The 16818-nt window shown below is 70.0% G+C and carries 1 protein-coding gene; it reads right to left on the bottom strand.

The window, feature by feature from the left end; all coding sequences use genetic code 11:
• Window positions 1-60: 60 nt before the first annotated feature.
• Window positions 61-16719, bottom strand: a complete 16659-nt coding sequence (locus SSOG_RS06710; protein ID WP_009713454.1) for a non-ribosomal peptide synthetase — start codon at window positions 16717-16719, stop codon at window positions 61-63.
• Between the last annotated feature and the right edge of the window lie 99 nt (window positions 16720-16818).

Below are 16818 nucleotides of genomic sequence, written 5' to 3'. Positions count from 1 at the left end.
TGCGCCGGAATGGTGGCCGCGTATTTACTCAGCGGCCGGTCAGCCGGTGGTCAGCATGGCTCACCGCCCTTGTCGCAGCAGTTCGGCAATGGCGCCGACATGCGGCGTGTCCAGGGTGGTCATGTGGTTTCCGGGGGCCCGGGAGACGCGCAGATCGGCGATCCGGGCGGCCCAGCCCCGCTCCCGTTCGGCGTACTCGGCGTCGTTCTCTGCCCGCGTACGGCGGGGATCGTCGGCGAACACCATCCGCACCGGGCCCGGATAGGTCCCCCGCGGCGTGTACGCGGTCCGCACGGCGGCCGCGAACGTCGTCAGCGGACCCCGCAGATACGACGGCGAGGTGCGGGCTGAGGCCAGCCCGAAGTGGACCAACCGGCCGTGAACGGCGGTCAGTTGGGCCGCCAGCGGCTGCGCCGCCAACTGCTCGGCGGTGAGGCCGAAGGGCTGCTCGACGGTCATCTCGAAGATCTCCAGCCAGCGGGTCAGCACCTCCAGGTGGCTGCGCTGCGAGACGGGTGCGCCCACCGGATCGGGCACCTCGCTGTCGACGATCGTCAGCGTGACGTCCCGGCCCTCGGCATGCAGTTGGGTGGCCATCTCATACGCCACCCAGCCGCCGAACGAGTGGCCGACCAGGTGCAGCGGTCCCGTGACGCCGGTGCGCGCGATCCCGTCCAGATAGGCGCGGGCGGCCGCCTCCACGCTGCTGTGCGGCACCTCCGTACCGTCCAGACCGCGCGGCTGGAGGCCGTACACCGTCCAGTCCCGCCCCAGTTGGGCCGCCAGATCGCCGAAGCTGACCACGCCCGCACCCGCACCCGGTACGCAGAACACGGGCGGATGGGTGCCGGGCCGCCCCCGCTGGAGCGTCACCACCGGCTGGTACGTACCGGAACGCCGGGGCGTGCCGACACCGTTCAGCGCCGCCGCGAAGTCCGCCCCGAACCGGTCGAGGTGGGGCGCCGTCATCATCGTCTGGTGATCGCCCGGGACGGTGATCACCGTGACCGTACGCGGGCTCAGCACCCGACCCCAGCCGAGCATCTCGTCCGGCGCGGCCCCGGCGGGCTCGGCCTTGACCGACTCGGCGGCCTTGAAGAGATACACCGGGACGGTACTGGGATGGACCACGTACCGGGTCTCGGCGCGCAGCATCGCGCGCATGGCGGACACCGCCGCCCGGAACTCCGGCACCGTCATCTCCGGCGGCCAGACCTCACTCACGGCCTCGACAAGCCCGGCGAAGTCCCGCGGCCCGGACGCGACCAGCTCGCGGACCATCGCCTCCCGCTCCGGATCGCCCTGGGCCAACTGCTCGTACATGCGCAGCAGGAAGGACTCGTCGTCATCCAGCGCACCGGCGAAGACACCGGCACCGTCCGGGAAGTGGGTGTCGATCAGCCCGACGAAATCCACCTGCTGGTCCAGCCCGCGCAGCTGCACCGCGATCTCATACGCCAGAGTCCCGCCACTGGAATAACCGGCCACCCGGTACGGCCCGTCCGGCCAGACCTCACGGATCAGCCGGACCATACGGGCCGCGCTGCCCTCCACCGTTCGCATACCGTCCGGCCCGGCCGGGTCCACCGGGAGGCCGTACACCGGCCGGCCCTCGTCCAGATACGGCAGCAACGCCCGGCCGTACAGCAGATATCCGTCGCCGTCGTGCACCAGGAACAGCGGCGTCCGACCACGCTCACCGGCACGCAGCACCACGGCCCGGTCCTCGGCGGCGGCCGGTTCGGCCGCACCCGTGCCCGTGTCCATGCTCGTGCCCGACCGCTCGGCCAGGGCCGCGCCGAGATCCATCAGCCGGGGGTACGCGAACAGGTCCGCGACCGTCACCTCCAGCCCTGCGCGCTTGCACTCCAGCCCGACCTGGATCGCCAGCAGGGACTGACCGCCCAGCTCGAAGAAGCTGTCATGACGGCCGATGCGGGGCTCATCGAGCAACCGCGCCCAGATCTCCGCGATCCGCTCCTCGATCTCACCGCGCGGCGCCTCGTACGCGGGCTCCGCCGCACCGGCAAGGCCGACAGCACTCGCGGTCTCCTCCTCCGGAGCCACCAGCTCAAGGGTTCCGTCGGCCCGCCACCGGCCCCGGTCGCCGGTGCGCCGCGGCACACCGCCGGGCTCGCCGGTGGCCACCAGCTCACCGGTCACACCGACCGGAGTCAGCCGGTCCTGCGCGTCGAGAATGCGCACCTGCCGCCCCGACGCCTCGGGGAATGCGGTCCCCACGAGATCGCGCTCGTCGGCGGGCAGGACGTCCAGGTCCCGCACCGGGGTGCCGGGCGCCTGCTCCAAGGCCTCGGTCAGGGTCCCCAACGCCGTGTTGAACAGCGCGCACACCCGCTCCGCCGCGACCGGCTCGGCCACCTTCACCGTCAGGACGAAGCCATCACCGAGGTCGTCCACCGTGATGTCGATCGGGTACGTGGTGCGCTCGTCGGCCCCCAGCATCTCCAGACCCGACCAGGGCGTGTCCTCGGGAGTGTCCGATTCGGCCGCCACGGGGCTGTAGCGGTACACGAGCAGACTGGTGAACAGCGGCGCCGGGGCGGCGACGCCGCTGCACCGCTGCGCCACCATCAGCGGCGCGTGCTCGTGCGCCAGCAGGTCCGCCAGCAGATGGTGGGTCTCCCGTACGCCGTCCGCCGCGCTCGCCGCGCCGATCGCGATCCGCATCGGCAGCGTGTTGATGAACAGGCCGATCCCGCGGTCCGCCCCGGCACCGCCACTCAGCCGACCGAACAGCCCGGTGCCGAACACGACATCCGAGCGGCCGGTCAGCCGCGACAGCGCCAGCCCCCAGGCGAGGTGGCACACGCTCGCCGGGGACACGCCCCGCCGGTGCGCCTGCTCGCGCAGGGACCGGGCCACCGCCGGGTCCACCTCGACGGACACGGCGTCCATCCGGGTGCCGTCGCCGCGGACGTCCAGCAGGCCGTACGGCGCGGTCGGCTCGTCCACATCCCCGAGCAGCTCGGTGAAGAACTCCTCGTGCTCCTGCTGGGTCGTGCCGAGCACGGCCTGAGCCACCACGTTGCGGTACGGCACCGGCTCCGGCAACGCGTCCGCGCGGCCGTTCAGCAGGGCGGCGATCTCCTCCTGCATCACCTCCAGCGTGGTGTGGTCGCCGATCAGGTGGTGCATCAGCACCATCAGCAACCACCGGTCGTTCGGCTCGTCGTATGCGGTGACCACGCGCAGCATCGGCGCGGTACGCAGGTCGAGCCGGTAGTGCGCGGGCTCGAACCGCGCCTGCAACTCGGCGGAGGCGTCAACGGTCCCGTCCCCGCTGAGGGACACCTCCTCCACGGGCAGGGAGGCATGGCGCCAGACCACCTGGACCGGCCGGGGCAGGCCCTCCCATACCACCGCCGTACGCAGGATGTCGTGCCGGTCGAGCACGGACTGCACCGCGGCCGTGAACCGGTCCGCCGCCGCCCGGGTCTCCATGGTGAGGAGGAAGGACAGCAGATAGGGGTCGCCGTCCTCGTACATCGCGTGGTGGAAGAGGAAGCCTTCCTGGAGCGGGGCGAGGGGGTAGATGTCCTGGATGTTTCCGGCTCCGCCGGGGACCGTGGACACCACCTTGGTGATCTGGTCTTGGGTCAGTTCGACCAGGGGCAGCATGGCGGGTGTGATGGTGTCGGCGTCGGCCGGGATGGCGTTGGGCGGTATCTCCACCTCGGCGCCGCCTCCGGCCGCCACCGCGGTGGCGAGTTCCGCGATGGTGGGTGTGGTGAAGACCGCGCGGACGTCGCAGGACAGCTTGGCTTCGCGCATGCGCTCGACCAGGGAGACGGCGAGGAGGGAGTGGCCGCCGAGTTCGAAGAAGTCGTCGTTGCGGCCGATGCGTTCCACGCCGAGGAGGTCTGCCCAGATCGCGGCCAGCTCCTCTTCCACGGGGCCGACGGGCGGTTGATAGCCGCGGACCACGACGGCGTCGCCGTCGGGGGTGGGCAGTTTGTCGCGGTCGACCTTGCCGTTGAGGGTGAGTGGCAGGGCGTCGAGGGCGACGAATGCCGAGGGCACCATGTAGGAGGGGAGGGCTTCGCTGAGCGCGTCGCGCAGTGTCTCGACGTCGATGGTGGTGTCCGGTGCCGGGACGTAGTAGGCGTTGAGGCGGTCGTCGCGTGCGATGACGATGGCTTCGCGGATGGTGTCGTGGTCGAGGAGTCGGGTTTCGATTTCGCCGAGTTCGATGCGGTAGCCGCGGACCTTGACCTGGAAGTCGTTGCGGCCGACGAATTCGATCGTGCCGTCGGGCAGCCAGCGGCCCAGGTCCCCGGTGCGGTAGAGACGTGTGCCGTCTCCGGTGAGCCAGTTGGGTACGAAGCGTTCGGCGGTGAGTCCGGGACGTCCTAGGTAGCCGCGGGCTACGCCGAGGCCGCCGATGAACAGTTCACCCGTCACACCCACCGGCACCGGGCGTCCGTGGCCGTCGACGATGTAGATGTGGGTGTTGCCGATCGGTGTTCCGATGGGCAGTGTTTCCTGGCCTTCGCTCACGTGTGTGACGTCGTAGGTGGTGGCGAAGGTGGTGGTTTCGGTCGGGCCGTAGCAGTGGATCAGCCGCTGGGGTGCGGCGCCGCTGTCCAGGACGCGGGTGAAGGCTGCGGGGTCGCAGCGTTCACCGCCGGTGAAGAGGTAGCGCAGTCCGGCGAAGGCGTCCGGGACGACGGCGGCGGTCTGGTTGAACAGGGCGGTGGTGGTGAACAGCCCCGTCACGCCATGGGCTGCGAGGGTGGTTGCCAGTTGGCGGGGGTTGAGGAAGGTGTCCTGGTCGATGACGACGATGGTGCCGCCGTTGGTCAGGGGGCCCCAGATTTCCCAGGTGGCGGCGTCGAAGGAGGGGTTGGCCGCGAAGGCGGTCCGGTCGTCCGGGGTGAAGTCGACGTAGGGGTTGTCGACGACGAGCCGGATGATGCTGCGGTGTTCGACGGCCACGCCCTTGGGCACGCCGGTGGATCCGGAGGTGTAGAGGACGTAGGCCATGTCCGTGGACGAGGCCAGGTTCGGCACGTCGGTGTCCGGCTCGTCGGTGAGGCTGGCCAGGTCGATGACCGGCATCTGTGCTGTGGGCAGGTCCACGCCGTCGGTGAGGACGACCGTTGGCCGGGCGTCGGCGAGCATGAACGCCGTGCGTTCGGCGGGGAAGGACGGGTCCATGGGTACGTAGGCGCCGCCTGCCTTGAGGGTGCCGAGCATGGCGGTCAGCAGCGGTACCCCGCGTGGGGCGCAGATGCCGACGCGGACGTCCGGGCCGACGCCTGCCGTCCGGAGGCGGTGGGCGATCTGGTTGGCCTTCGCGTTGAGTTCCCGGTAGGTGACCTGCACCTCGCCGTGTGTCACGGCGATCGCGTCGGGGGTCGCCTTCGCGTGTGCCTCGAACCGTTCGTGCACCCGCGCGGTCGGATCGAACGGCGCCTCCGTGGCGTTGAAGCCATCCACGACGAGTGCCCGCTCGGCTTCCGGCAGGATCTCCAGGTCGGAGACCGGCGTATCGGGCGCAGTGGTCAGGGCCTGGCCGATCTCCTGGACTGCGTTCAGGAGCAGCCCGCAGACGCGGTCCGGGTCGAGCCGGTCGTCCACCTGGGCGGTGACCGAGAACTCCGTACCTCCGTCATCGACCGACACCACGACCGGGTAGTTGGTGCGCTCCTCGCTGTGCAGCACCTCGAATCCGCCCAGTGCCGCTTCGGCCGCCGCCGGGTCCGCCGGGGCGTTGTGCCGGTAGTTGAAGAGGCTGGTGAACAGGGGCAGTCCCGTCGGAACCTGGCTGCATCCCTGGGCGAGGACGAGCGGGGCGTGCTCGTGGCGCAACACCTCGGCAAGCAACCGCTGCGTGCCCCGGACCGCGTCGAACACACCGCCGACACCGGCATCGACCCGCACCGGCAATGTGTTGACGAACATGCCCACTGCCCGGTCCGCGCCCGCCCCGGCCTGCATCCGGCCCAGAAGCACCGAGCCGAACACCACATCCGAGCGGCCGGTCAGCCGGGACAACACCAGACCCCACGCCAGATGGCACACGCTCGCGGGCGACACGCCCGCGCGGCGCGCCTGCTCCCGGACCGTCCGGGCCAGGGCGGCGTCCACATCGACGCGTGCCTCCGCGATTCCGGTGCCGTCGCCGCGGACATCGTGGATGCCGTAGGGAGCGGTCGGCTCGTCGATGTCACCGAGCAGGCCGGTGAAGAACTCCTCGTGCTCCTCACGGCTGGTGCCCAGCACCGCCTGGGCCACGACATTGCGATACCGCACCGGCTCCGGCAACACATCGGCGCGATCCGCCAGCACCGCCCCGATTTCCTTCTGGAGGACGTCCCAGGTCGCGTTGTCGCCGATCAGGTGGTGCATCAGCACCAGCAGCAGCCAACGGTCATTCGGCTCGTCGTACGCCGTGACCAGTCGCAGCAGCGGCGCCTGGTTCAAGTCGAGCCGGTAGCGCCGGGGGTCGTACCGGTCCTGGAGCTGCGCCACCGCGTCCTTGGCGCCGTCGACCGTCACCTCGTCGACCGGGAGCGCGGTGTGGCGCCGGACCACCTGTACGGGCTGCGGCAACCCCTCCCAGACCACCGACGTCCGCAGGATGTCGTGCCGATCCACGACGGTCTGGAGCGCGGTCGTCAGCGCGGTCACGGCCTCACGGGAAGGAGCTGCGTACAGGCTCCGCCCGAGGTACGGATCCCCGTCGGCGCCCATGAGGTGGTGGAAGAAGATGCCTTCCTGGAGTGGGGCGAGGGGGTAGATGTCCTGCACGTTCCGGGCCCCGCCCGGGACGGTGGAGACCACCGTGGCGATGTGCTCCTCGGACAGCTCGACCAGCGGCAGCATGTCGGGCGTGATGGCCTCGGCGTCGGCCGGGACGGCGTTGGGCGGCACCTGTACTTCGGTGCCGCCTCCCGCCGCCACCGCGGTGGCGAGCCCGGCGACGGTCGGGGTGGTGAAGACGGCCCGTACGTCGCAGGACAGCCCGGCCGCGCGCATGCGCTCGACCAGGGAGACGGCGAGGAGGGAGTGGCCGCCGAGTTCGAAGAAGTCGTCGTCGCGGCCGACGCGTTCCACGCTCAGCAGGTCCGCCCAGATCGCGGCCAGCACCTCTTCCACGACGCCGACGGGCGCCTGGTAGCCGCGGGTGACCACCGCGCCGCCGTCCGGCGCCGGCAGTTTGTCCCGGTCGACCTTGCCGTTCGGGGTGAGTGGCAGGGCGTCGAGTGCGACGAACGCCGACGGCACCATGTAGGAGGGGAGGGCTTTGCCGAGCGCATCGCGCAGGGTCTCGACGTCGACGCTGGTGTCCGCCACGTAGTAGGCGTCGAGGCGGTCGCCGTGTGCGACGACGATGGCTTCGCGGATGGTGGGCTGGTCCAGGAGTCGGGCTTCGATCTCGCCGAGTTCGATGCGGTAGCCGCGGACCTTGACCTGGAAGTCGTTGCGGCCGATGTATTCCAGGGTCCCGTCGGGCAGCCACCTGACCAGGTCGCCGGTCCGGTAGAGACGTGTCCCGTCCCCGGTCAGCCAGTCGGGCACGAAGCGTTCGGCGGTGAGTCCGGGGCGGCCCAGGTAGCCGCGGGCCACGCCGAGGCCGCCGATGAACAGCTCGCCGACGACACCCACCGGCACCGGACGTCCGCAACCGTCCACCACGTAGAGGCGGGTGTTGTCGATCGGGCGGCCGATCGGGACGAGCGTCGGGTCGGGCTCGTGGCACGGGTGGTGCGTCACGTCGACCGTGGCCTCGGTGGGCCCGTACAGGTTGATCAGCCGCGGCCGCTCGGGACTGGCGAACGCCCGGTGGAACTTCCGTACCAGGTGCGGCGGAAGCGCCTCACCGCTGGCGAACACCTGACGCAACGAGGGGAGATCGACCGTGCCGACCGCGTCGAGGAACGCGCTGAGCATGGCCGGGACGAAGTGCATCGTCGTCACACCGGCCCGCTCGATCGTAGCGGCGATGACGTCCGGATCCTTCTCGCCGCCCGGCTCCAGCAGGCACAGCGAGGCGCCTTCGGTCATCCACCAGAAGAACTCCCAGACGGAGACGTCGAAGGACATCGGGGTCTTCTGAAGGATCACATCGTCCTGGGCGATCGGATAGGCGCGCTGCATCCAGCCGATGCGGTTGACGACCGAGCGGTGCTCGACAACGACACCCTTCGGGGTGCCGGTGGACCCGGAGGTGTAGATGACGTACGCGGCATCAGCCCCGGTCGTCCCGGTCGCCCCACCGGTCACGGCGGTCTCGGGCTGATCGGTGAAGTCGGTGGTGAGGTCCAGGCTGAGTACGTCGTCGGCGGGCAGGTCCGTGCCGTCGGTCAGGACCACCGCGGGTCGTGCGTCGGCGAGCATGAACGCCAGCCGCTCGGCCGGGTACGACGGATCCAGCGGCACGTATGCGCCACCGGCCTTGAGTACGCCCAGGATCGCGGCGATCAGCGGCACCCCGCGGCGGGCGCAGATGCCCACCCGTACGTCGGGACCGACGCCCGCGGCCCGCAGCCGGTGCGCGATGCGGTTCGCCGTCCGGTCCAGCTCCCCGTAGGACATCCGACCGCCGTCGTGAAGCAGCGCAACGGCGTCCGGGGCCGCCTGCGCCCGTGCCTCGAACAACTCGTGCACGCGCACCCGCGTGTCGACCGGCGTCTCGGTGGCGTTGAAGCCCTCCACCAGCATGGTCCGCTCCGCCGCGGGCAGCACCTCGAAGCCCGAGACCGGCGCCGTCGGGCGGGACGCCAGGGCCTGGGTGAGTTCCCGTACGGCCGCCACCATCAGCTCGCTGATCCGCTCCGGATCCAGTCGGTCGTCCACCTGCGCGGAGATGGACAATCCGGCGTCACCCAGGTCGTTGACCGAGACCACGATCGGGTAGTTGGTGCGCTCCTCGCTGTGCAGTACCTCGAAGCCGGACACGGCGGCTTCGGTGATGGCCGGGTCCGCCGGGGCATTGTGCCGGTAGTTGAGCAGGGTGGTGAACAGGGGGAGCCCGGTCGGGACCTGGCTGCTTCCCTGGGCGAGGACGAGCGGGGCGTGCTCGTGGCGCAGCACTTCGGCCAGGAGCCCGTGGGTGCCCCGGACGGCGTCGAGCGCGCCCCGGGTGCCGACATCGACGCGTATCGGGAGGGTGTTGATGAACAGCCCGAGGCCGCGTTCCGCACCGGCTCCGGCCTGCAAGCGCCCGAAGAGCACGGTGCCGAACACGACGTCCGAGCGGCCGGTCAGCCGGGACAGCACCATGCTCCAGGCGAGATGGAACACGCTCGCCGGGGACACACCAGCCTGGCGGGCCTGCTCCCGGAGCATGACTGCCACGTCCGGTTCGACAGCGACCTGTGCCTCGGTGATTCCGGTGCCGTCACCGCGGACGTCGTGGATGCCGTACGGCGCGGTCGGCTCGTCGATGTCGCCGAGCAGGTCCCTGAAGAACTCCTGGTGTTCCTGCTGGGACGTCCCGAGCACGGCCTGCGCCACGGCGTTGCGGTACGGCACCGGCTTCGGCAACGCGTCCGTCCGGCCGTTGAGCACCGCCCCGATCTCCTCTTGCAACACCTCCAGCGTGGTGTGGTCGCCGACCAGGTGGTGCATCAGTACCAGCAGCAACCAGCGGTCGTTCGGCGCGTCGTACGCCCTGACCACGCGGAGGAGGGGCGCCTGGTTCAGGTCCAGCCGGTGGCGGCGCGGGTCGTAGTGGGTGAGCAGCTGGGTGGCCGCGTCGTCGTTGGCGTCGAGGGTCACGTCTTCGACCGGCAGGTCGGTGTGGCGCCAGACCACCTGGACGGGGTGGGGGAGTCCTTCCCAGACGACGGCGGTCCGCAGGATGTCGTGCCGGTCCATCACCGTTTGCACGGCGGCCACGAACTGGTCGGCCTCGGCCCGGGTGTTGATGGGTAGGACGTAGGACACCAGGTACGGGTCGGTGTCGCCGCCCATGAGGTGGTGGAAGAAGATGCCCTCTTGGAGCGGGGCGAGGGGGTAGATGTCCTGGACGTTCCGGGCTCCGCCGGGGACCGTGGACACGACCTGGGTGATGTGGTCTTCGGTCAGCTCGACCAGCGGCAGCATGTCGGGGGTGATGGCCTCGGCGTCGGCCGGGATGGCGTTCGGGGGCACCTGTACTTCGGTGCCGCCTCCCGCCGCGATGGCGGTGGCGAGTCCGGCGACGGTGGGGGTGGTGAAGACGGCGCGGACGTCGCAGGAGAGCCCGGCCTGCCGCATCTGTTCCACCAGGGAGACGGCGAGGAGGGAGTGGCCGCCGAGTTCGAAGAAGTCGTCGTCACGGCCGACTTGTTCCACGCCGAGGAGGTCCGCCCAGATCGAGGACAGCTTCTGCTCCACCAGGCCCACCGGGGCCTGGTATCCGCGGGCCACTACGGCGTGGCCGTCCGGTGCCGGGAGTTTGTCGCGGTCGACCTTGCCGTTGGGGGTGAGCGGTAGGGCGTCGAGTGCCACGAATGCCGAGGGCACCATGTACGACGGCAGCACCTTGCCCAGTGCGTCGCGCAGGGTTCCGGCGTCGATGGTGGTGTCGGCCACGTAGTAGGCGTTGAGGCGGTCGCCGTGTGCGATGACGGTGGCTTCGCGGATGGTGTCGTGGTCGAGGAGTCGGGCTTCGATTTCGCCGAGTTCGATGCGGTAGCCGCGGACCTTGACCTGGAAGTCGTTGCGGCCGATGTATTCGAGGGTGCCGTCGGGCAGCCATCGGCCCAGGTCTCCGGTGCGGTAGAGGCGTGTGCCGTCTCCGGTGAGCCAGTTGGGTACGAAGCGTTCGGCGGTGAGTCCGGGGCGTCCGAGGTAGCCGCGGGTCACGCCGCGGCCGCCGACCATCAGTTCACCGGTCACGCCGACCGGGGCGGGGCGACCGTGGGTGTCGATCACGTAGACGTTCAGGTCGGGGATCGGTTGGCCGATGAGGGATCCGCCCAGTCCACCGGCTGTTTCTGGCGTGATGGGTTGCCAGGTGACGTGCACGGTGGTTTCGGTGATGCCGTACATGTTCACGAGCGTCGGCCCGCCGCCAGCTGTGGCGTCGAACCATGGCCGTAGCGCGGCCACTTCAAGTGCTTCTCCGCCGAAGATGACGAAGCGGAGCTGGCCTTCGGTGTCGGGAGCACGGAGGCGGGCGTCGGTGAGGCGGGTGAAGGCTCCGGGAGTCTGGCACAGCACGGTCACCCCGGCCGAGCACAGCAGTTGCCACAGCTCGTCCGGTGCGCGCACCACGTCGCTGGGGACGATGACGAGTTGGCCGCCGTGGAGGAGGGCGCCCCAGATTTCCCACACCGAGAAGTCGAAGGCGTAGGAGTGGCAGAGGGCCCAGACGTCGGAGGGTCCGAAGCCGAACCAGTCGTCTATCGCGGTGAACAGGCGGGCCACCTGGCGGTGCTCGACCAGTACGCCCTTGGGGGTGCCGGTGGATCCCGAGGTGTAGATCACGTAGGCCACGTCGGAGGGCGAGACGGTGGCTGGGACGTTGCCGACCGGGGCGTCCGTAAAGTCCGTGGCCAGGTCCCACACCACGGTGTCCTCGGGGGCGGTGGCCTGGATCAGCGCGGCCGGATCGGCGCCGTCGGTCAGGACCACCATCGGCTTCGCGTCGGTGAGCATGAACGCTACGCGCTCGGCGGGGTACGAGGGGTCCAGCGGGACGTATGCGCCACCGGCCTTGAGCACACCGACGACCGCTGCCAGCAGCCCGACGCCCCGCTCGGCGCAGATCCCGACCCGTGCGCCAGGGCTTACGCCCGCAGCGCGCAGTCGGTGGGCGATGCGGTTCGCCCGCTCGTTCAGTTCCCGGTAGGTGACCTGCGTATCGCGGTGCACCAGCGCGACCGCATCCGGCGTTGCCGCGGCTTGGGCCTCGAAGGACTCGTGCAGGCAGAGCTTGGGATCGGCTGACGTATCGGTGGCGTTGAAGCCGTCGACCAGCAGGGACCGCTCCGCCGCAGGCAGCACGTCCACAGCCGCCAGCGGCACTGACCGATCACCGGCCAGGGTGTCGGCCAGCTCCCGCAACGCGGCCGTGAGCATCCCGCAGATACCGTCCGGGTCGAGCCGGTCGTCGACCTGGGCCGTGATGGCGAGACCGGCGTTCTCGACACCGCCGTCGTTGATCGACACCACGATCGGGTAGTTGGTGCGCTCGTAGCTGTGCAGCACCTCGATCCGTTCACCGAGCCCGTCCGGGGCCGCCTCGTCGGCGGATTCCGGGGTGTGGCGGTAGTTGAGCAGCGTGGTGAACAGCGGCAGACCAGCCGGGACCTGGCTGCAACCCTGGGCGAGGACGAGTGGAGCATGCTCGTGGCGCAGCACGTCGGCGAGCAGGCCATGGGTGTCCCGGACCGCGCCGAGCGCATCCCGGGCATCGACGTCGACGCGGACCGGCAGGGTGTTGATGAACAGCCCGAGGCCGCGTTCCGCACCGGCGCCGGCGTGCATGCGCCCGAAGAGCACGGTGCCGAACACGACGTCCGAGCGGCCGGTGAGCCGGGACAGCACCAGGCTCCACGCCAGGTGGCACATGCTCGCGGGAGAGACGCCCGCGCGGCGCGCCTGCTCCCGGACCGTCCGGGCCAGGGCAGGATCCACATCGACGCGTGCTTCGGCGACGCCGGTGCCGTCGCCGCGGACGTCCAGGACTCCGTACGGCGCAGTCGGCTCGTCCACGTCGCCCAGGAGGCCGGTGAAGAACTTCTCGTGTTCTTCGCGGCTGGTGCCCAGCACGGCTTGGGCCACTACGTTGCGGTACGGCACGGGCTCCGGGAGCGCATCGGCCCGGCCGTCGAGGTGAGCGTTCACCTCGGAGACCAGCGCTCCGACGGACGTGTTGTCGTCGATGATGTGATGCCGCAGGACCATCATGAGCCACTGCTGCCGCGTGGCGTCGAACCCGACGACGATCCGCATCAGCGGTGCCGCGTCGAGGGGCATGCCGAACCGGCGCTCCCGGAGCTGCTCGGAGGCGTCCCGCCCCGCCTCGAAGGACACTTCCTCGACCGGAAGGTCCGCATGCCGCCACACGACCTGCACGGGCTGCGGCAGCCCTTCCCAGGCCACCGACGTCCGCAGGATGTCGTGCCGGTTCACCACCGCTTGCAGGGCCGTTACGAACCGATCCACGTCGTCCCGGGTGTCCACGGCGAACAGGACGGAGATCAGATACGGGTCGACGTCGCCGCCCATGAGGTGGTGGAAGAAGATGCCTTCCTGGAGCGGTCCGAGCGGGTAGATGTCCTGGACGTTCCGGGCTCCGCCGGGAACCGTGGACACCACCTGGGTGATGTGCTCTTCGGTCAGTGTGACCAGGGGCAGCATGTCGGGCGTGATGGCCTCGGCGTCGGCCGGGATGGCGTTGGGCGGGACCACGAGGTCTGCGCCACCACCTGCTGCCACCGCGGTGGCGAGTCCGGTGATGGTGGGGGTGGTGAAGACGGCACGGATGTCGCAGGTGAGTCCGGCTTCGCGCATGCGCTCGACCAGGGAGACGGCGAGGAGGGAGTGGCCGCCGAGTTCGAAGAAGTCGTCGTTGCGGCCGATGCGTTCCACGCCCAGCAGGTCCGCCCAGATGGCGGCCAGCTTCTCTTCCACCAGACCCACCGGGGCCTGGTAGCCGCGGACGACTACGGCGTCGCCGTCCGGGGCTGGCAGTTTGTCCCGGTCCACCTTGCCGTTCGGGGTAAGGGGCAGTGCGTCGAGTGCGACGAAGGCCGAGGGCACCATGTAGGAGGGGAGGGCTTCGCTGAGGGCGTCGCGTAGCGTCTCGACCTCGATGGTGGTGTCGGGGACGTAGTAGGCGTCGATGCGGTCGCCGTGTGCGATGACGATGGCTTCGCGGACGGCGTGGTGTTCGAGGAGTCGGGCTTCGATTTCGCCGAGTTCGATGCGGTAGCCGCGGACCTTGACCTGGAAGTCGTTGCGGCCGACGAATTCGATCGTGCCGTCGGGCAGCCAGCGCCCCAGGTCCCCGGTGCGGTAGAGACGTGTCCCGTCTCCGGTCAGCCAGTCGGGTACGAAGCGTTCGGCGGTGAGCCCGGGTCGGCCCAGGTAACCGCGGGCCACGCCGAGACCACCGATGAACAGCTCACCCGTCACACCGACCGGCACCGGGCGGCCGTAACCATCGACCAGGTAGATGCGGGTGTTCCCGATGGGCTTGCCGATGGGGACACTGCGGCCGGCGTCCACGGTCTCGATGAGGTGGGTGGCGGCGAAGGTGGTGGTCTCGGTCGGTCCGTAGCCGTTGAGCAGATGCTGCGGACCGCCCACGGTCGCTGCGATGGCGCTGGGGTCGAGGACGTCGCCGCCGACCACGAGGTAGCGCAGCTGGCTGAGGACGTCGCCGAGGGCGGTATGGCTACGGTTGAAGAGGCCGACCGTCATCCACAGCATGGACACCGACTGATCCCGCAGCACTCCGGCGAACTGCTGGGGGTCGAGGACATCGTCCTGGTCGATGACCACGACCGTGCCACCGTTGGTCAGGGGGCCCCAGATTTCCCAGGTGGCGGCGTCGAAGGACGGGTTGGCGGCGAAGGCGGTCCGGTCCTGTGGGGTGAACTCGACCGAGGGGTTATTGACGACGAGGCGGACGATGTTGCGGTGCTCTACCGCTACGCCCTTGGGCAGGCCGGTGGAGCCTGAGGTGTAGAGAACGTAGGCCATGTCCGTGGATGTGGCCAGGTGCGGCAGGTCGGTCTCGGGCTCCTCAGTGAGGGTGGCCAGGTCGACTACCGGCACGTCCGCCGTGGGCAGGTCTACGCCGTCGGTGAGGATGACCGCAGGCTGGGCGTCGGCGAGCATGAACGCCAGCCGCTCGGTGGGGTAGTTGGGGTCCAGCGGCACGTAGGCGCCGCCCGCCTTGAGCACGCCGAGCATCGCCGTCAGCAGCGGCACGCCGCGCTGGGCGCAGATGCCCACCCGTACGTCCGGGCCGACGCCTGCCGACCGCAGTCGGTGAGCGATCTGGTTGGCCCTCGCGTTCACGTCCTGGTACGTGACCTGCGTATCGCCGTGGACCACGGCAACCGCCTCGGGCGCTGCGGCCACCCGCTGCTCGAACAACTCATGCACGCAGACCTGCGTGTCGAGCGGTGTCTGCGTGGCGTTGAAGCCTTCCACGACGAGCGTGCGTTCGGTCTCCGGCAGGATCTCCAGGTCGGAGACCAGTGCGTCCGGTGCGGTGGTCAGGGCCTGGCTGATCTCCTGGATGGCGTTCAGGAGCAGTCGGCAGACGCGGTCCGGGTCGAGCCGGTCATCGACCTGGGCGGTGACCGAGAACCCCGTACCTCCGTCATCGACCGACACCACGACCGGGTAGTTGGTGCGCTCCTCGCTGTGCAGCACCTCGAACTGCTCGTCGGGCTCACTCGGGGTGGGGTCGGCCGGTTCCGGGGTGTGCCGGTAGTTGAGCAGGGTGGTGAACAGCGGCAGACCCGACGGGACCTGGCTGCATCCCTGGGCGAGCACCAGCGGGGCGTGCTCGTGCCGCAGCACCGTGGCCAGTACCCCGTGGGTGTCCCGGAGCGCGTCCAGAACACCTCGGTTGCCGACGTCGACGCGTATCGGGAGGGTGTTGATGAACAGCCCGATGCCACGTTCCGCACCGGCTCCGGCCTGCATGCGGCCGAACATCACCGTGCCGAAGACCACGTCCGAGCGGCCGGTGAGGCGGGACAGGACCATGCTCCAGGCGAGATGGCACACGCTCGCCGGGGACACACCCGCCTGGCGGGCCTGCTCCCGGACCGTCCGGGACAGGGCGGCGTCGACCTCGACGCGTGCTTCGGTGATTCCGGTGCCGTCGCCGCGGACGTCCAGGATTCCGTACGGGGCGGTCGGCTCGTCGATGTCGCCGATCAGCTCGGTGAAGAACTCCTTGTGCTCCGCCTGGCTGGTGCCCAGCACGGCTTGGGCCACGACGTTGCGGTAGGGCACCGGCTCAGGCAGCGCATCGGCACGGCCGGCCAGCACCGCCCCGATCTCCTCCTGCACCACCTCCATCGTGGTGTGGTCACCCATCAGGTGGTGCATCAGCACCTGGAGCAGCCACCTGTCGTTCGGCTCGTCGTAGGCCGTGACCACGCGCAGCAGCGGTGCCTGGTTCAGATCCAGCCGGTAGCGGCGCGGGTCGTAGCGGGTGAGCAGCTGGGCAGTCGCGTCCCCGTCGCTGTCGAGGGCCACTTCCTCGACCGGCAGCTCGGCCTGCCGCCACACCACCTGTACGGGGTGGGGGAGTCCTTCCCAGACGACCGACGTCCGCAGGATGTCGTGCCGTTCCATCACTGTTCGCAGCGCGTCGGCGAACTTGCCGACCCATTCCCGTGACGGCACCGCGGTCACGCTGGACAGCAGATAGGCGTCACCCTCGCCACCCATCAGGTGATGGAAGAAGATGCCCTCCTGGAGCGGGGCGAGGGGGTAGATGTCCTGTACGTTCCCGGTCCCGCCGGGGACCGTACCGATCACCTTGTCGATCTGCTCCTGCGTCAGCTCGACCAGCGGCAGCATCTCCGGCGTGATGCGGACCGGCGGGCTCCACCAGTCGGAGTCGCCCGGGCCGATGAGGGCCAGCAATTCCGCCTTGTGCGACCGCAACTGCTGAACCAGGGCACTGTCCAACGCGTCTTCCGGCGCGCGGACCTTGAGGTCGTCACCAAGACGCCGGAGCTCGACGGACTTCGCCCGGATCTCCAGCAGCAATTCGTCGATGCTCATAGGTCGATCTCCATCTTCCCGCCACCGTCAGCCTCGCTCCGGTGAACATCAGGGATCAGATTCGGTGGTACCGACACCTCGGCGCTGCCTCCGGCTGCG

Source organism: Streptomyces himastatinicus ATCC 53653, from assembly GCF_000158915.1.
In the GTDB taxonomy this organism is placed as follows: Bacteria; Actinomycetota; Actinomycetes; order Streptomycetales; family Streptomycetaceae; genus Streptomyces; species Streptomyces himastatinicus.
This window is presented reverse-complemented; position numbering and strand designations above follow the sequence as displayed.